13 protein-coding genes are annotated in these 19,133 nt (G+C 45.8%); 7 read left to right on the top strand and 6 right to left on the bottom strand.

The annotated features are described in order from the left end of the window. Nucleotides 1-4,286 (bottom strand): SpaA isopeptide-forming pilin-related protein (locus BVJ53_RS07665; RefSeq protein ID WP_129301904.1); only part of this gene is annotated, 4,286 nt, incomplete at its 3' end. A 2,072-nt stretch (nt 4,287-6,358) separates the two neighbouring features. Here BVJ53_RS07665 and BVJ53_RS07660 point away from each other — a divergent pair. Continuing rightward, entirely contained in the window at nt 6,359-6,940 is a 582-nt protein-coding gene (locus BVJ53_RS07660) for a recombinase family protein (protein ID WP_129301903.1), read from the top strand. A gap of 157 nt (nt 6,941-7,097) precedes the next feature. On the opposite strand, the gene BVJ53_RS07655 is transcribed toward BVJ53_RS07660, so the two are convergent. The 4 genes from BVJ53_RS07655 to BVJ53_RS07640 form a co-directional block, all read right to left on the bottom strand. Continuing rightward, entirely contained in the window at nt 7,098-7,679 is a 582-nt protein-coding gene (locus BVJ53_RS07655) for a uracil-DNA glycosylase family protein (RefSeq protein WP_129301902.1), read from the bottom strand. After that, on the bottom strand, nt 7,676-9,352 hold the full coding sequence (locus BVJ53_RS07650; RefSeq protein ID WP_129301901.1) for a MutS-related protein: 1,677 nt from the start codon (nt 9,350-9,352) through the stop codon (nt 7,676-7,678). The genes BVJ53_RS07655 and BVJ53_RS07650 overlap by 4 nt, the downstream gene beginning before the upstream one ends. A 394-nt stretch (nt 9,353-9,746) precedes the next feature. After that, a complete protein-coding gene (locus BVJ53_RS07645; RefSeq protein ID WP_167470181.1) occupies nt 9,747-11,390 on the bottom strand; it encodes an ABC-F family ATP-binding cassette domain-containing protein in 1,644 nt (547 codons plus the stop codon). Nucleotides 11,391-11,490: 100 nt separating this feature from the next. Further along, the gene (locus BVJ53_RS07640) at nt 11,491-12,156 is read right to left on the bottom strand and encodes an MgtC/SapB family protein (protein ID WP_167470182.1); all 666 of its coding nucleotides are present in this window, start codon (nt 12,154-12,156) and stop codon (nt 11,491-11,493) included. A gap of 251 nt (nt 12,157-12,407) precedes the next feature. On the opposite strand from BVJ53_RS07640, the gene BVJ53_RS07635 reads away from it, so the two are divergent. The 3 genes from BVJ53_RS07635 (at nt 12,408) to BVJ53_RS07625 (ending at nt 16,427) form a co-directional block, all read left to right on the top strand. Further along, nucleotides 12,408-13,349 (top strand): Dyp-type peroxidase, encoded by a 942-nt coding sequence (locus BVJ53_RS07635; RefSeq protein ID WP_129301899.1) that lies wholly within the window; start codon nt 12,408-12,410, stop codon nt 13,347-13,349. A 508-nt stretch (nt 13,350-13,857) separates the two neighbouring features. Then, entirely contained in the window at nt 13,858-15,174 is a 1,317-nt protein-coding gene (locus BVJ53_RS07630) for an ammonium transporter (RefSeq protein WP_129301898.1), read from the top strand. Nucleotides 15,175-15,515: 341 nt separating this feature from the next. Further along, on the top strand, nt 15,516-16,427 hold the full coding sequence (locus tag BVJ53_RS07625) for an NADP-dependent oxidoreductase (RefSeq protein WP_129301897.1): 912 nt from the start codon (nt 15,516-15,518) through the stop codon (nt 16,425-16,427). A gap of 123 nt (nt 16,428-16,550) precedes the next feature. Here BVJ53_RS07625 and BVJ53_RS07620 read toward each other — a convergent pair whose 3' ends face one another. Next, nucleotides 16,551-16,745, bottom strand: a complete 195-nt coding sequence (locus BVJ53_RS07620; RefSeq protein WP_129301896.1) for a hypothetical protein — start codon at nt 16,743-16,745, stop codon at nt 16,551-16,553. 204 nt (nt 16,746-16,949) lie between these two features. Between BVJ53_RS07620 and BVJ53_RS07615 the strand changes: the two genes are divergently transcribed. The 3 genes from BVJ53_RS07615 to BVJ53_RS07605 all read left to right on the top strand — a co-directional run bounded on the left by BVJ53_RS07615 (nt 16,950) and on the right by BVJ53_RS07605 (nt 18,915). Then, nucleotides 16,950-17,276 carry a heavy metal-binding domain-containing protein gene (locus BVJ53_RS07615; protein ID WP_047107266.1) on the top strand — a complete coding sequence of 109 codons (327 nt, stop codon included), beginning with the start codon at nt 16,950-16,952 and terminating at the stop codon, nt 17,274-17,276. Between the two features lie 134 nt (nt 17,277-17,410). After that, a complete protein-coding gene (locus tag BVJ53_RS07610) occupies nt 17,411-18,052 on the top strand; it encodes a carbonic anhydrase family protein (protein WP_129301895.1) in 642 nt (213 codons plus the stop codon). An 80-nt stretch (nt 18,053-18,132) separates the two neighbouring features. Next, nucleotides 18,133-18,915 carry an alpha/beta fold hydrolase gene (locus BVJ53_RS07605; protein WP_129301894.1) on the top strand — a complete coding sequence of 261 codons (783 nt, stop codon included), beginning with the start codon at nt 18,133-18,135 and terminating at the stop codon, nt 18,913-18,915. Nucleotides 18,916-19,133 lie beyond the last annotated feature (218 nt).

Genomic DNA, 19,133 nt, shown 5'->3' with positions numbered 1-19,133 from the left:
GTCGTTGTCTGTAACGCAATCGTGAAGTTTAGTTTACTGTCATTGAGCTCATAACCAGCTGGCGCTGCTGTTTCAATAAAGTAGTAGTCACCTGGCTTCAAATCTTTAACTTGGATCTGACCTTTTGCGTCTGTCGTCAAGCCGCTGGCAACTTTGGTCCCATCTGCTTTATACAGATCAAACACCGCTCCAGGTAAGGCTTTGCCAGTATCACCATCTGTCTTGTTCAAAACAACGGTTCCAGTCTTTTCTGCATTCGTTGCCGAAACAGTCGCCACTTTAGTCGTTGTCTGTAACGCAATCGTGAAGTTCAGTTTACTGTCATTGAGCTCATAACCAGCTGGCGCTGCTGTTTCAATAAAGTAGTAGTCACCGGGCTTCAAATCTTTAACTTGGATCTGACCCTTTGCGTCTGTCGTTAGGCCGCTGGCAACTTTGGTCCCATCTGCTTTATACAGATCAAACACTGCACCAGGAAGGGCTTTACCCGTATCACTATCTGTTTTTGTTAAAAGAACGCTTCCAGAGGACTTTTCATCCCTAACTGGAATCTTTAATTGAATATTGTTTCCGTCAATAGAAAAAGCATGATGAGTTGCATCTAGCTTATATCCATCAGGTGCTTTTGTTTCAACAATATAGTAGTCTCCAGCACCTATCCCCGCATAACTTACAGTCCCATCAGATCCTGTCTTAAGATCTGAAGCAATCTTAGTCCCATCTTTCTTATAAAGCTCAAATATCGCCCCAGCTAAAGGTTTTGAGCTATCAGCGTCAAACTTTTCAATCGTTACTTTACCTTGCTGGTTAGTAATCGGAACAAAGACTTTGTTATCTGCATTTGCATCACTATACTGAAGGCTGATTTCCTTCCCATTAGCTAAACTGGTAGGAATGACATAGCCGACCGGCGCCTTTGTTTCAACTAAAATATACTTCCCAGATTTAAGATTATTCCATGTGATATTACCAGCAGAATCCGTTGTCCCTGTACGAAGTTTCTGGCCCTTTTGTCCGGAAACATCCGACCAAAGTTCAAAAGAAGCCCCAGCAATTAACTTTGAGGTGTCAGCATCACGCTTGGTAAGAACCAGATTGGTATTCTCACCAGTTGCTGATCCGTTGTTGTTAACGACTTGAGTCCATCCGCTGGTATTGTCATCAACATCCTTTTCACCTTTGCCTGATATCGAAGCTGTATTTGTTAGCGTATCATTGATCTTTGAAGAATTGATCAATGAGCGATAGTGAATCGAATAAGCCGAATTGATCTCCTTTTCAAAGGAAATCTTCAAGGTTTGCTGACCTGTTGCATTATCAGTCTGCAATTCCACAGCATAATCTTTACCAAGTACTAGAGGATTAGTCTTATCTTCAGTAAAGGTTCCATTAGGTGCTACCTTGCCTGGATAAATGACAATGGAGTTTTGATCAATAATCTGATTTTCGGAAGGTTTATCGGTAACAACTGTATCATCGATAGTTGACTGTGCTTTATTGACCCATATTGTCCATAACGCATAAGAAGAATCGGTTGGATCTTGCTGGCCGCTCTTATCCAAAACGTTGCCGCTATTCGGCACCCACACCTGTGCCGTTAAATTACTGGATCTTTTGTTGTTAGTATAGGTAGCTGTATTGTCATACGACTTCTGATCAATCACCTTCCCCGAAAGGCTAGTCTGGTAAATCAATACATAGGTCTTAGAACTATTATCCGGTAATTTAACAGCGAGCTGTTTCTTAGTACTGTCAAAGAGAATATTAGCGGCCGCAACTTGCGTACCTAAAACATATGAGCCATCTGCATTAATAGAGGCCTCATATAGCTTAGCACTATCAGCTACATAGTCTTGGTCACCGATGATTGAATCAGTGATAGAGGCGTTGCTGAGTTGACGTTGATTATAGTTAGCAACCACAGTCCAAGTAATCTGCTTTGTAACGGCATTATAGCTTCCTGACTTGCTGCCATCATTTCTAAACTCAGTCTTAGGTGTGAACCCTGCCTGTCCCTCATTTGTATGGTTGTCACCGTTTTTATCAGTCCAAGTTGCCGTAGCAGTGTTCGTCCACTTGCCTCCAGCTGGAAGATCATTCGTGTCAAAGCTAGTTTTATAACTTAACGTATACCAACTTGCTGCATGTTCTTTTAAAGCATTAACAAAGGATATGGTAAAACCGTTTTCCTGCTTGTTAATGACATAATCTGTTCCTTCTTTAAGGGTTATATTGTGGTCTTTATCCTTTAAAACAAAGGAACCATAGTCTACGGTCAGCCCATCCGGAACTGGATCAGTCATTGACCAATTGCTCATGTCTTGACGGGCCATATTGATATCAAAGTTCCAAGAAACGGTCTTGGCGTTGTAATCAACAGCTCCTAGATACTTAGTTAGCCCCTGCTGGCCAACTAAATGATCTCCAGAATTCGATGTTTGTCCGTTGCTGGTTACCGAATTGCTAATCTTTTCACCCTTATCGGTTATGGCACTGGTGACTTGTGACTGATATGAAATTTTCACCCCCTTATTCAGTCCATTTGGGAAAGTAATCGTCATTTCGGTTCTATCTGCGTTGTAAGTCACTTCGTATTGATCGGCGTTGATAGGTGCACCTGCCTCATCAACTAATTTAAGCTGATCGTCAGCAGGAAAAATCTGTCCTTTTGATAACGTGTCTACCAACTTGGTGTTAGCAGGAAGCGCCTTTTCACCATAATTGTAATCAATGTGCCAATTGTACTTTTGACCCCCATTACTATCCTGACCATCAAAACTCTTGTTCAGAAGTTTTCCATAGTTGGCGTAGACGGTCGCATCAGCTTTGTCATTGTTACCATTGTTAGTTAAAGTTGCTTCGTTTTTAAAAGTTAATCCTCCACCATTGTCCGGCAGCTTACTAGTATCAATGCCGCTCGTGTATTCAATCTTGAACGCTTGATAAGTATCTGCATATGCACCAATAAACGTGATTTTCCCATTTTCGACGCGATAATCCGTCCCCTCTTTAAGCGGCTCACCGACTTTTGTAACGTTGCCATTCAAGTCAACTATCAAGGGGTACACAGCAACTGACTTCAGCATTGTTGGTACAGTATTGCTCGTATCACTCGGCATCGAATCGGAAACCGTCGCGTTCTTTAGTTCTTGACCATTCGTGTTGATCGTAACATCCCACGTAATACCGGTTGGATTATTACCAGATGTGTTAGCTCCGGTCAATCGTCCAGTTTTAGCAATATTGTTGCCGCCTGACGGATGAGCAACGATCGGTATCGTTACCGGACCCACAGTCGTTTCAATGACAATATTTTCTTTGCCTGACAACAAATTGTTACTAATGGTTGAGCTATATCCAAAAGTCCCTTTAACATGGTTCACATTCTCGATATTGCGATTAAAAGTGAACTTAACTGTGCCATCAGCAGCTATGCTATAAGTGCCATAGCCACCGAGATCGCCTGTGCCCGGTTTATAGGTAATTCCTTCAGGCAGCTTGAATGAAAAATAGTCGCCCTCTTTAACCTGATAACCGTTTTTCAGCTCATCGGGAATTGCCCACGTATATTGAAAATTAAGGTTGGTATCTTTAGTCACCTGTGTAGGGGCAACAGTATTACCGTTAGCATCTGTAAACACAATCTGTGCTCCGGTAATGATTGTCCCACGTGAGTTATCTGGTAAATACTGCGAAATATCATTGCCATCAGTGATCTCCGAAACTGATGTTGTCTTTTGAGTTGTCGCTGCAACATTAGATACCATCTTGCTGCTAACATTGGCTAAAGGCTTACTAACCTTTGTTGCTGATGCAGTATCAGATAGCTTTGCAGCAACTTTTTGACCATCCACTGAGAAGTTGACGAATCCCGCTAAAGATGAAACATTCGTGAGACTCAATTGAATGGTCACTGTTTCGGAAACATGACCTAAAAATTCTAACTGTAAATTTTTGCCCGAATAGGTATACTTTCCGATGATTTTTTGATTTTCATCAAGAATGTTAGCATCATGCGTCTCTTTCAGTTCCTGATTATTAGAAAAAGACACGGAAACTTCCCTGTGAATACTATCATTCACTGGATTGCTTACTGATAGCTTCAAGTCAATGTCTCGTGATCCAGCAGCTGTTTGGTTTGCCCCTAGAAGTTGAATCTTTGTAGAATCATTGCCCGCGCCGGAACCAGACGTAACAGCTCCCACAGTTTGAGCTGATGACTGTAAGAACAGCAAGAATATCATTATCAAGGAATATGCTCGCTGCGCTAGTTTCCTTTTGTTCATAGCTTACCTCCATTTCGAAATTAGCAATTTTTTGGAACCAGCTTTATGGATAGAGCCTTGCCACTCACCTCACTAAAAAAGATGTATATGTATTCTGTAAGTCCTAAAACGCTCATAACTTGAGAGATTTGATCTAAAAATATCTCTAAATCTTTTAATTTAAATAACAAAAATAGAAAATATGACTTGTCATAAAAATATACTGCTAGCTATCAATATCAACATAAATGTTGTACAATAACGACATGTAGTCTGTGGTTCGGATCTTTCGAGTTGTGGTCACTCATCAGATTATTTTTTTGTCTATGATTTCCCTGAAAATCCAGGTTTTATATGATCATTAATTGAATTTGGAAATGCTGATCGATTTTTTAATTTTTCCAAGTGCAGCGAAACTAACATGCCATTGTTCTGTTATCATTGGCATCGTTACCTGAAAAAAGCGCTCTCAGGCGACCAAATATATGTTTAGTAGATCTCAACGACAATGAGGTTAACTAACGAAAAAGTTCACAAACATGCTCAAAATTAGAAAATAACCGACCTCTGGCAATTCCTAGACGGTCAATCTGAAAAAACCTTGGGGATTCGAAAAAAACGAATCTCCAAGGTTTTAGTTAATGTCACTTACTGCTGTTGGACAGCCTTTATTGGCATGCAGAACGGATTGAGTTGACGCCTATTCGACTGAACGTCAAACGAATTAGATCCTTGTACAAACGGCAGCCACCATCAAAAGAAAAACTTATCAAGCACTGAAAAATGCGAGTCACGATACATTCATTTTGCAGAAATAGATCATGCTACCGAAGATATGTTCGCCACTTGGTAAACTATCTTTGATGGCTTGAGCTTTTTTTTAATTCTTAACTCATGTGTTTGTTCGGATAGCTTCCTGTTTAATAACGTTATTTTCTATCATAACGCCCGTTACGAATGATGGAGATATGTTTTTAAGGTGACAAGTCAACACTACTTGACGTCAATAATAATATTGAGCTTAAATTAGCATAACTACAATCAAGTAGTTTGCTATTATGCATCTAAAAGAATGGTTCTCGCTATTCTTACCCACTGGCCTAATGGTCAAATGTACAAAGTTCTTTAACCAATGAAGAACAGCGATCTCTGCATGACGTGAAGCGTACTTTGACATTGAGATCTTGATTTGATAGTCACGCTGCGGTTATCGTGCTAGAATGATGCATATGGTTTCCAGTCATTACCGCATATACGTAACACTTTGGCAGCATGCATGGAAAGAAAGTCTCAACACCGCTTATGTGAATTAGTTCAAACGAAAACGGTTGCGCTTAACATTTCGCCTGTTTTACGGATTAAAATTAACTATCTGCAAGATGAGCAAGTGCTTAATGCCGCTTGGAACAAACTTAACATGAACTTTAATTGCCCGTTAAACGATGCAATAGAACCCGCATGACCACACGAATGGTAGTGAAGAAAAGCTAGCAATGCCCTCACGACGATCGCAATTACACATCCCCATGGAGATAAAATTGGCTTGAGCACAGCTTCCAATAAATCTTGTGCAAATAGCGTTGGTTACCGTTACAGACATATATTGGTTGATTGGCAAATGTAAAACGACCGCCTATCGCCTTTGCAAAAATGCAAGATCAGGATACAAATAACGCAGTATTGTCACGAAACGCAAACTTATTTCAAGCTTGGTATGGACTAACTGATCACAAAATATAGCGGAAACTGCGGCTGAGATGATTAACACAGACATTGCCATGGCAAATCAAACTAATTTCCTAGTACTGTCAGACTTATCTTTGCTCAGACAAGAAATTCGACGAATTAAGTTAGTTATAAAGGTGTCGAGAATCAAATGATTTTGGCCTTCGTAAAGTTTCATCCACCAATTAACAAGAGATATATGCTTCGCCTTTCAATCACGAAGTTAAAGGAGTCAAACATGGGTGATACGCTGTTCTCGATTCTAGAGAAAACGTAACCTACTCTTTGGCTATTGATATGACTAGGTCTTCACGCTCTATTCAGCATTGTATCTTAATATTTAAAAACTTTATGAGGAGCAATCGCTAATGAAATATGGATATGCACGCGTCAGTACAGAAGGACAAATGCTTGAAAGCCAAGTACAAGAGTTGCTTAATGCGGGTGTTGATAAAATCTATAAAGAAAAGTATACCGGCACGACAATATATAGACCTGTATTTGAAAAATTATTAAAAAAACTAAAGCCTCGAGATGTACTGGTTGTGACAAAGCTTGATAGATTTGCCCGAAACACGCATGAAGCACTTGAAGTGATGCAATCACTATTTGATCGACAGGTTGCTGTATACATACTCAATGTTGGACTAATAGATGAAACCCCTACAGGTAAATTAATCTTCACTGTATTTTCTGCCTTTGCACAATTCGAACGCGATATGATTCTCACAAGAACACAAGAAGGCAAAAAATACGCACGGGAGCATAATCCCAACTACAAAGAGGGACGCAAGCGTACATATAGTGATGCGCAAATTGAAAATGCTTACAAATGGAAAACTTGCGGTAACACATTTCGTGAAGTTTCAAAAAGATCAGGTATTAGTGTGTCCACATTGAAAAGAAGATTTGCCATGTTACATCCAAACAACCATCATTCGAAAATGTAGAATTCTCCAAGCATCTCAATCTATTCTTTCATCTGCATGGGCGCGGTACCAAAACTAGTGACCTCTCTGCCACTCCTAGTTGATCACGCAAAAGTACAGTTTGGCTAATCGCCCCATTCAAGTCATTAGCGATGCAGTGACAAGAAAGTTTTTTTCATCACGCCATCAACCGCGCCACCCGCTGTTGCAATGCCGGCACAACCTCATCCATAAACCACGGATTGCGATTCACCCAGCCATAGTTCAGCGGTGAAGGATGGACAATGGGAAAGTATGTCGGCAGGTACGCCCTAAAGTTTTTGACCGTTGCCGTCAGCGTCTTTTCCCGGCGTTTACCAAGATAATACTTCTGCGCGTATGCACCGATTACGATGGTTAATTGAATGTGTGGCATCAGCGCCAACAACGGCGGATGCCACTTGGCTGCAAAGCCTTTCCGCGGCGGCAAATCCCCTGACTTGCCTTTTCCCGGATAATAAAAATCCAACGGCAGGACGGCGATTTTGCCGCTGTGATAAAACTGGTCATGTGTCACGCCCATCCATGTGCGCAAGCGGTTGCCACTTGGGTCGTTCCAATAAGTTTTCGTGGTCTGTGCTTTACGCCCCGGCGCCTGGCTCGCAATCAAGATGGTTGCGTCTGATTCAATGTGATAAAGCGGATCCCATCCCTGCGCGGTAAATGCCACATTTGCCGGATCACGCCGGATTGCTTCAAAAATCTGATCGGCGGTTGTCACGCCTTAATGCCTCCTTCTCGATACCTCGGCCATGCTTTGGTTCGTTCAAAATCAGCCGCTAGTGTGCGGGCATCTTTGATTAACGTTTCCGGATACGCCATCGTTGCCAATAACGTAATCGCATTGTGTGACGTTGCGGGCCCTTGATGCAACAAATAATCAAAGACAACGCCATCTTTTTTAGTAACCTTTTCTTGAAAATGCCAATTGACACATTGTTCGCCCATGATATCGGTCAGTTCATTGTCGTGCGTTGCAACCACTACCAGACTAGGATAATGGCTTAACCAGTTGATGACACTGGCCGAAGCGGCAATCCGTTCCACGGTATTGGTACCCTTCAAAATTTCGTCAATGAAACCGTAAATCCGCTGCTTGCCGGCGACTGCCTTTAAGAGCCGATGAATCGCCTTGATTTCGGCCACAAAATAACTGTCGCCTTCGCTTAAATCATCACGGATTGCCATGGCCGTGATCACCAGCCCCGGCTGCATCGTCATGTCTTTCGCCAACACCGTATTGATTGTTTGCGCCAAAATCGCATTGACGGCGATACTTTTGACATACGTGGATTTACCAGATGCGTTCGCGCCAGTGATCAAGGCGTTCTTTTGCCAATCGACCGGATTAGTCACAGGATGTGTGAGCAAAGGATGAGCAAGCTGGATTGCTGTCATCCCGCCACTGGCAAAAGTCGGCTGGCTGCTATCAGCATGGGCCTCGCGAAAATTGGCAATCGCAATCGCCAACTCCAAGTCGCCTAATGCCTGCCACAACGCTAACGCCTGTTCATGGCGATTGTGCAGGCGCGTCAACACATTATTGTAGGCAATAAAGCCAAGCATAAACATACTGCTAAAATATTCGGTCATGATATCGGCGGTGCTGTTATCCCGCGTGCGGAAAACAAAGGCAAGGCGGGTGATTCCACGCATCGGTTTCAAGGCGGTACGCAAGACAGTTTGGGTTGGCTGGTCAATTTTAACCAGATGTTCCGCCGTGACAATCGTGCGCACCAGATAGCCCATCGCCGTCACTTCAGCGTCCAGCGCTTCTTTTTTCACAACGTAATAAAAAACGTTCACCATGAGACTCAAAGCCGTTACCACCACACCAAGCGCCGGCAAAAGCGGGATTAAGATGAGTCCCACCAGTGGCAGAACGCCCAGTGCTTTAAAACGCCAGGCATGCGGCAATGCTTCCTGTGTCGTGGTGCGCAGGTAATGCTGACTATTATTTGCCGTTTCCACGCCCAGCCCGGCAAAAATCATCTGAACCTTCAGCCTTTCCTCGGCATGCGTTCGGAAAAAATCAATCAGATCTTCATTGACATCAGGCTTGCCCAGATCGTAAGCACGCAACTGCGCATAAACCCGCTCGGCACCGACACTGCTCTGGGTAGCATTAAGCTGCTTAAACACCTCGAACATGTCCAAATCCCGCCACGTCAAGTCATCAATGAGACAATCATGCTTAACCTGTGCCTCATGATCAAGATACGCCGCCTTCAAAAAGCGCTCACTACCACCACGCTTAATCGGCAACGTGCCCCAGTCAGCAAGCAGCTTCTGCTTCAACTTCTCCTGTCGCCGCCACACCAGCAGGAGATTAAGTACCACAAATGCAACTGCAATACCGCCAACACTCAGCAAAGCGATCACAGGTTGGGTCATGTCGATCATCCCTTCTTACGCACTGTGCCAGATTTTCATACCGTTTATTCATCACAAGAATCTAATGGTATTATCCCTCGTGCGCAGGTGAAAAAGCAAAAAACAGACGAATTATCTCCCACAATTTTGTGCGGAAAACCAATTCATCTGTTTCTGAAGAATATTCTGTTAGGCTCTTAAAATAGTTAGTGCCAAAGCGGAGCAATCGGAGGCGGTTTGGGGCTCAGCCGTGGAATTGTTGTTGGTGGGGCGCCTTTTGCCCCGCCTACAACAAGGCCGATCTTTGAAACCGCGCACTTTGCGGGTTCAAAGTCGTGCCCACCGCTCTAGCTTCGCGTCGCCAGCCCCAAACCGCCGGAGATTGCGGAGTTTGGCAAGACCCGGAACTAACTGTCTAAGCCTGCCGCAACGATTCCGGATAAATGCCTTCCACCTGCTTCTGCGCAGTTTCATGCTGCATAAACTCATCATAACTCGTGTCAGCCCGATCAACCACACCCAGCGGCCCGACCTCAATGATATGATCGGCAATGGTCTGGATGAACTGATGATCATGACTGGTAAAAATCACGGAGCCCATAAAATCAATCAACGCATCATTCAAGCTAGTAATACTTTCCAAATCAAGATGGTTAGTTGGATCGTCCATGATCAACACATTGGCCTTGCTCAGCATCATCTTAGCCAGATACGACCGCACCTTTTCGCCACCGGACAGGACATTTAACTGCTTCAGCACCTCATCACCGGAGAAAAGCATCCGTCCGAGGAACCCACGCAAGAAAGTATTATCCTGCTCATCTTGTGGGGCGAATTGACGCAACCAATCCAGAATGTTGAGGTCAGCGTGATCAAATTCGGGATTTAAATCCTTAGGCATTGCGGCTCGACTGGTCGTGACACCCCAGCTGATGGTGCCGCTATCCGGCTCCAATTCACCTGCCAGCAACTGCATCAAGACCGTGGCAGTGACGTCACTACGGCTGATAATCCCGGTTTTATCGCCTGGACGCAAAATGAAACTGACATCCTTCAGCACCAGCTGGCCATCAATCGTCTTGGAAACATTTTCGACCCGCAACAAATCGTTCCCGATCGTCCGCTCAGGTTCAAACTTGATATATGGGTATTTCCGCGAACTCGGCCGAATATCATCCAATGTAATCTTTTCAAGTTGCTTTTTGCGCGAAGTCGCCTGCTTGGACTTTGACGCATTGGCCGAAAAACGAGCCACGAATTCCTGCAGCTGCTTGATCTGCTCTTCTTTTTTGGCATTAGCCTGACTCTGCAGCTGCAATGCTAGCTCGGAACTCTGCTTCCAGAAATCATAATTGCCGACGTAAAGCTCGATCTTACCAAAATCAACGTCGCACATCATGGTACAAACCGCATTCAGAAAATGTCGGTCATGGGAAACAACTAACACGGTATGCTCATAGTCTGCCAAAAAGTCTTCCAGCCAGCTAATCGCCTGAGGGTCAAGCCCGTTCGTCGGCTCGTCCAGCAACAACACGTCCGGCTTGCCAAAAAGCGCCTGTGCCAACAGTACCTTAACCTTTTCACCTTCAGGCAGATCGGCCATGAGTTTTTGGTGTTTGCTTTCTTTAATGCCTAGCGATTGCAACAATTGCGATGCATCGCTTTCCGCATTCCAGCCATCCATTTCCGCAAACTCGCCTTCGAGTTCGGCAGCTTTATTGCCATCCGCCTCGGTAAAATCTGCCTTGGCGTAAAGTGCATCTTTTTCCGTCATCACCCGATACAGCCGTTCCCACCCCTGCAAAACAGTGTTCATGACGGTTTGATCGTCGAACGCAAAGTGATCCTGTTTTAAGCTGCTCATGCGCTCGTTTGGTGATAGACTGACGGTCCCAGTCGTCGGCGTCAGTTCGCCTTCAAGAATTTTTAGAAAAGTTGATTTCCCCGCTCCGTTAGCACCGATAATGCCATAACAATTGCCGGGCGTGAATTTCAGGTTGACGTCTTCGTACAGCTTCCGATCCGAGAACGTCATCGAAACATTGTTTACTGTGAGCAATTTCATACCTCGCTTAAAAGATTTCTACATATATTATCAGATTATCGCAGGTTTCACAAATAACACCGTCTCGCTGAACATTTTCAGACCGGCTGCCAGGCTAAAACTCGATCGAAATGATGTTGGGGTTATCTGCATAAAACATCAGCAAACGGCGCATATCTTCGTTAGCCTCGGTTTCGACATGCAAACTCATTTTCACTTCATCACCTTCACGTTTGATGGAAACATTCAAAACCTTGATATGATACTTGCCAAGCGTTTGCCGCATGTGCTCCATGTCGAAACCTTCATTGCGAATCCGAATCGTCAAAATGCCGTTATCTCCACTCGGCAACCAACGATAATGATGATGCAGCAGAACCTGAATGCACAAAACCAAAGCCGTGGCTGATAATCCGAGGATATACAGCTTGGCCCCAATCGCCATCCCGACAGCCGCAGTCGTCCACACCCCCGCAGCCGTTGTTAGACCATTAACGTTATTGTGCCGCACCAAAATCGCACCGGCACCAAGAAAACTGACACCGCTGACAATCTGAGCCGCGATACGGGAAGGATCTAACGCCATATTTTTTAAATACAAAATATCGAAAAAGCCATATTTGGAAACAATCATAATCAGCGCTGAACCGAGCGCAACAATCATGTGTGTTCGAATACCAGCGTTTTTAAAGCGATTTTTGCGTTCAAAGCCAATGGCAAATCCGCAAAACGCTGCGACCAACAGTCGAATGACCAATTCAACTTGGTTCATTATTGTCATTGTCAAAACATCACAACCTTTGTCCTTACTTTACCACCCTAGGCAATGGTTTAAAATGCGCTCATTGCTATACTGATCCAACGCGAATTTTCAATGCGAAAAAGCCCAAGATGTTGCTCTGTCAGTGCTTTTTATACCTGTCATGGAGGCTTTGAAACAAATGATTGTGTGCAAGTGAAAATCATTGCATTCCCAAATTGCTATGCTAAACTGAACTTAGGTTAGAATGATTCTAGTTGGGAGGAGAAAGTATGGCAATTGATTTACGGGATGTGCAGGATGTGTATAAAGACGCAGGATCAGATATTATTTTCGCAACGTTTGATCTCAAGCGCGAGGACGTCGCAAGCGACAAGGAAATGATTGCCGATTTGGCGGATCATCTGCCGGCATTCATTAATAGCCTGAATATTCGTTATCCTGATGCGAAGTTAGCCTCCGCATTCGGTTTATCGCGGAAGGCGTGGGATTATCTTTTTCCTGACGCTGAACGACCAAAGGAGTTAGAAGAGTTCCAACCGATTGTGGGCCCAAAATACACCGCTGTGGCGACACCGGCTGATTTATTTTTCCACATCCGGTCGCAAAATTCCGCTGTCCCGTTTGAGCTAATGTCGGAAATTATGGAAATTATCGGCGACAACACGATAACGATTGACGAGACCCATGGCTTCCGCTATTTTGAAGGCCGCGCCATTATCGGTTTTGTCGATGGCACCGAAAACCCGAGTGCACTGGACACGCCGGAATACGCGGTGATTGGCGATGAAGATCCTGCATTTGAAAATGGTTCTTATGCCTTCGCCCAGAAATACAAACATAACCTCGATGCTTGGAACAAACTGAAAACCGAGGATCAGGAAAAGGCAATTGGCCGCAAAAAGTTCAATGATTTCGAGCTGGCCGATGAAGAGAAACTCGTCAACTCACACAACGTGGTCTCACAGGATAATGAAGGCGGCGTGGAACATAAGATCGTGCGGATGAATGTTCCGTTCAGCAGTCCAGCCGAAAAGCTTAACGGCACTTATTTCATCGGCTATGCCCGCCACTGGTCCGTCACCAAGCGAATGTTGCAAGGCATGTTTGACAACTCTGACCGTTTGCTTGATTTCTCTACCCCGCTGACTGGTGAACTGTTCTTTATTCCGTCTAAGTCGGTGCTTGGGCAAATTGCGGATGGGGAACTTTAAGGGACCGTACGTAAATTACTTCCAAGTCGTGCCAATCTCCGGCCGAATTGGGTGGCGACGCGAAGCTAGAGCGGAGACGGTCTGAGCCCCATCTAACCTACGATTGCTCCGCATTGGCACTAAGCATTTAAAATTTTTGACAAATTAACCATGACGTAACAGAAGGTGGACGCAATTTTCCAAAACATTGGCGATTGCGTCCGTTTTTGTACGATGTCAGTGAATTATGAAGCAGCAAACTAGATTTTTGAATGATCACTTTTGGATTTTGATGACAACAACAGCATGGACCAATCCAATACAAATCGATTTTTCTGACAACCGTCAAGTTCTTGTGTCACATAACCTGACGCAGGAAATAATTTTTTGCAACTTGTATAAGCCTTTCATAGAAGCATTCTTGCACCGTATCTACATACTGATCTAGATAGGTTTTACATTGAACCACCTCGTTTTGCCAAAAAGCCATGCTACAATACCACCAATCAAGATGAATGAGGTGGCATCGATGAATTTAGCCGATACGGGGTTTGTGATCATTGCAAGTGTTTTGGTTTGGTTTATGACGCCGGGGCTTGCTTTCTTTTATGGTGGACTGGTTTCAAAACGTAACGTGATTAATACCATGTTGTCGGTTTTTTATATCACCGGCATTGCCATTTTGTTGTGGGTTGCCGTTGGTTACGAATTGAGTTTTAATGGCGATCTGTTCGGCATCATCGGACAGGTACATCACCTTTTCCTAAGTGGCTTATCGCTTAGTGCCGTGACGACCGCCAGAATTCCGACTGGGGTTTATGTCCTTTTTCAAATGATGTTTGCGATCATTACGCCGGCTTTATTTGTTGGCGCAGTTGTGGGTCGGATGCATTTTAAGTTTTTGACGTGGTTCATTGTTTTGTGGTCGTTACTAGTTTATTACCCGCTAGTGCATTTGATCTGGAGTCCTCATGGTTTGTTGGCCGGTCTCGGCGTGCTCGATTTTGCCGGCGGAACGGTCATTCATATTAATGCGGGGGTCACAGCACTGACACTATCGGCGTTTCTCGGACGCCGAACCGATGAGCATACCATTCCGTATAATCGGCCGTGGGTGCTGTTGGGAACTGCCATTTTATGGATCGGATGGTACGGCTTCAATGCTGGATCTGCACTAGGGGTAAATCAAGCCGCCATGACCGCTGCTTTGACCACTTCAGTTGGCGCGGCTGCAGCATTGGTGACTTGGATGTGCCTCGACATCTGGCAAACCGGCCATCCTACCTTGATCGGCACATGCACCGGCGCCTTGTGCGGATTGGTCGGCATCACCCCGGCAACTGGTTATGTCACGAGTTTTGGCGCGGCCTGCATCGGCGTTTTGTCAACGTTGGCCAGCTACTGGTTTATCAGCAAAATCAAGCCGCGTCTCGGTATTGATGACACGTTAGATGCTTTTGGCTGTCACGGCGTCTCCGGGATTGTCGGCAGCATCTTAACCGGCGTTTTCGCCAGCAAGCAAGTTGCCCCAGCCATTGCCCACGCCGGTTTGGCTTACGGCGGCGGTTGGCATCTTTTATTGATCCAACTGGCTGGCACCTTGATTGTCATCATGCTGGTCGGCGCAATGGTTACCATCATCACCGTTGTGCTATCCCACTTCGTCAGCATCCGTGTCTCCCCTGCCGCCGAAAAACTAGGCTTAGATTACAGTGAACACAATGAACCGGTTGACGATGAAGTGGCAGCCAGCTGGGAACACCACACACCCGTCAGCTCATTCCCAGATGAATTTAAAGGCCAGCTCCACGGCTTCGATCCCCGTCCGCATCAAGACGATCGGTGAGTGAAGTCTTTTCAAGTCACTTTGATTGTCTTTTCCTCAAATCATGGTTACAATGCCGCTAGTTCAAGTTGGCTATAACGCGCTCCCCAGCGCAGTAGCCTGCGTGTAAGGACCTTGGTCGCAATGGCCTAAGCCCGGCCATTACGCCCAAGGCCACTTACACTCCGGCTTCTAACCGCGCTGGCTCGCGCTCACCATAACGCGCTCCCCAGCGCAGTAGCCTGCATGTAAGGACCTTGGTCGCAATGGCCTAAGCCCGGCCATTACGCCCAAGGCCACTTACACTCCGGCTTCTAACCGCGCTGGCTCGCGCTCACTTTGCCATAATGGAGGGAAAGAACATGATCGGATATGGTTTTAGCTTTGCAGGCGGGCCGGAAGTGATTGATGCGATCGAGTTACCGACACCGCAGCCGGGACCGCGGGAAATTCAGATCAAAACCGAAGCGATCGGCCTTAATAACCGTGATCGGATCGCGCGGCAAATGGGTGGCAGCGGCTTGACGGTGCCGGGATATGATGTTGCTGGCGTTGTGAGTGCGGTTGGCAGTCGCGTCACGCAATTTCATGTAGGTGATCGCGTTATTGCTCGTACCACCAGCGCTTACGCTGAAATTGCAACGGCTGCAGCGGACATGAGTGTCTTATTGCCATCGACCATCACGCCGGAAACCGGGGTGGCATTGATTACTCCAGGCGTCACCGGTTATCGAATGGTCGAACTCGGTAAAATCAAAGTCGGCGATACAGTGATTGTGAAAGGCGCTTCCGGTGGTGTCGGTTCGGCAGCGATTCAGTTGGCAGTGGCACGCGGAGCATCCGTGATTGGCATCGCCGCAAGTCGCCATGAAACGGATGTCACTCGACTCGGTGTCGAACATTTCGTTGCTTATGATCACGGTAATCCTGTCACTGAATTGCGACAAACCGCCGATGTCGTTATCAATGCCGCCATGAATGGTCTCGGCGGGGATGACGATGTGGCGATGACCAAAGATGGTGGCCTGATCGTTTCGGTTAGCCATACTGAACCGCTACTGAGCCGCGGCATCCGATTCATCCACACTCGTCCACTTGGCGGCTCCGAAGTTGGTCAAGCTTTGAAGACGCTTGTTGATTTAATGGCACAAGGCGAGGTCACCGTCAAAGTCGGTTACGTGCTCCCTTTTACCCGCGAAGGTTTCATCAAAGGCCATCAATTACTCGATGATCCTCGCCACGAAGGCCGCATTGTCATTAAAGTTTCCCAATGAACAAAGCGACTTCATACCCTTCAACCAAGAAGCGTTGCCCTTAGGAATCCGTCAACGCGAACACCAAAAGCCATGGTCACCGTGAATCATGGCTTTTTAGTGTTCTGGCTGCTCAGAAAAAATTCAGTTGACAACATCCACCGGTCCATGACCATCAACATGGACGCCGTGAACATGCTGTAACCGGCTGTTTACTAAATAATCAATGTGATCGCCACGTGGAACTTGCTCATGGCCACAACGCTCATCCTGCAGATCACCTTCAACAACCGGGCTTTCACCATCAGAGTTGGCGCCAGTTTGAGTTACATAAAACATGTCAAATTGTTCTATCATTTCGAATGATAGAATGTGGTTCTTTTTTGGAGCAGTGGTTTTACTTGTGATCTAGATATGCCGGTGGTAATCTGGTGCTGGTCGCAGGCACTTTTGATATTACTGCTTGTGTACATAACTAGTTTTAGTGTGATTGACTGCAACAAGTTGTTCAACGTTACTTCGGTTAAGAAAGCGGGTTTTATCATGGCACAGGACATTCTGATTACAACAACCGAGAATATCCCCGGGAAGCATTACGAAATTATTGGCGAAGTTTTTGGCTTGACCACGCAATCAAAGAACGTGATCAGCAACATCGGCGCAGGCTTGAAAAATATTGTCGGCGGTGAAATCAAAGCTTACAGTAATATGCTGCATGAATCGCGGGAAAAGGCAATCGACCGGCTGCGTGACGAAGCCCGTAAAGCTGGTGGCGATGCGGTCGTCATGATGCGGTTTGATTCCGGTTCAATTGGCGGCGATATGCAAAGCGTTGTTGCGTACGGCACGGCAGTCAAACTGCTCGATTAGCAGGAAGCAGCAGATCAATCACTTATGAATAACTTTCCTGCCTCTCGAACGACGGAAACCAGGTTTTGCTTTGGCAAGGCCTATTTTTAGACCAATCCATTCATTTAATATGTGACGAAAGGAACTCTCAAAAAATGCCCCCATTAGATTATCGTCATCAAGACGCCTGGCCAAATGGTTTTGGTCAACAACAATCCCCGCTTGATCTGCGCGAGGCAACCGCTGTAGATCCGTCAGCTTTAACGATCGAGACGCCATGGTTAGTCGATCAGGAAGTTGACGATCAGGTGACCATCCGAATGACTGGAAAAGGCCGCACGCGGATTGATGAAACGCAGTGGTTTTTCGTTCAGGCACATCTTCATGTTCCGGCAGAACACCAAACCGCCAATCGGCATGCTGCAGAATGGCATTTTGTTCATCGGTCGGCTATTGGCGCGCTTTGTGTGGTGGCGGTTTTGGTACCATTAGGCGCTGGCACGCCGTTGATGGACAGCGTGCTTGATCATTTTGTGGCAGGGAGTTCTCAGCCGGTAGCGTTGCAATTCAACAGTTTGCTTCCGGCAAAAGGAACGGTGTATCGCTACCTTGGCTCGTTGACCACACCGCCGCTAACAGAAGGTGTGACCTGGTATGTGATTGACCAAGCGGAAATCACCATCAGCACGCATCAGTTGCACCGTTTCCAACGACTTTTCCCGGACAATAACCGGAAACTGCAGGCACGCAACAATCGGCCGATTCTGTGCGGGTCATTTTTCCAAAAGTCAAAATAGATTGACTTCAAAACACGTACGCAAAAGTTCCGACCACATTTTTAACGCCGTCTACTCACCTACTTTCGAGGAGGCTGTACATGAGGCACAAACAGCGGAAACGTCATCATTGGCTATGGAAAACCCTCCTCGGCTTATTCTTGCTGGCCGGCGGAGGCTATTGGCTTTGGTGGCAAATTGGCAGCCGACCGATCCACGCGCGTACTTATCGCAACACGCACGTTGTCACGGTTTTCGTCCCAGGCTATGCAAGTAACAGTCTCACGTTTGGGCCCATGGTCAGCCGTTTTCAAAAGGATCGCGCCACGAATCAAGTTACAACCATCAATGTGAGTGCCACTGGAAAACGCACGGTAACAGGTGCTAAGCGCTACGATGGAAAAAATCCGTTGATCAATGTCGTTTTTGCGGATGCCAAGTCACCAATTAAGGAAACACAGCAGCTCACGGCTTTGTTGCATTGGCTGCGTACCGAACACCGAGTGACTAAAATTAATCTCGTCGGCCACTCCATGGGCAGCAATCTCAGCTTTCGTTATTTGACGACCAAACACACCGACGCGCAGCCGCAAGTGATTAAATATGTGTTACTCGCCAGCGAATTTTATCGCGACCCCGCAACGCAACTGGCGCAATTTCCTAAATCTGTTAAAACGCTAATCATCGGTGGCCAGATTTTCGGGGCAAAAGGTGACTGGGCTGTCAGTCTGGCCGGTGTCAAGCGTTACGAACAAGCACTCAAGACGGCCGGAATTTCCACTTCGCTTTACATCTACCGCGGCACGCCGATTGGAGCGTATCACAGCAGCTTGCACCAAAATCCTTACGTTGATGCCAAGATACTGCAGTTTTTGTTTGCTTGATCGTTTGCCGTTACAAATGCATGCTAAAGCCTAAATACTCACCAAGATACCGATGACAGACATGCAGATTGCTTGCAGTTCTGGCATCGGATTTTTTTACTGCGTCATGATGATCAATAAATCGTCAAGTTCCTACCAGTATCCGTCAACGAGCTAGCAACCAGTGTTTTTATAAATTTGGTGTTAAAATTGGGGCATCGAATTAGGTCGACTAAAGG

The sequence above is a fragment of the Lacticaseibacillus chiayiensis genome (assembly GCF_004123795.1).
Taxonomy (GTDB): Bacteria; Bacillota; Bacilli; order Lactobacillales; family Lactobacillaceae; genus Lacticaseibacillus; species Lacticaseibacillus chiayiensis.
Note: the sequence above shows the minus strand (reverse complement) of the source record. Positions and strands in the feature narration are given on the sequence as shown.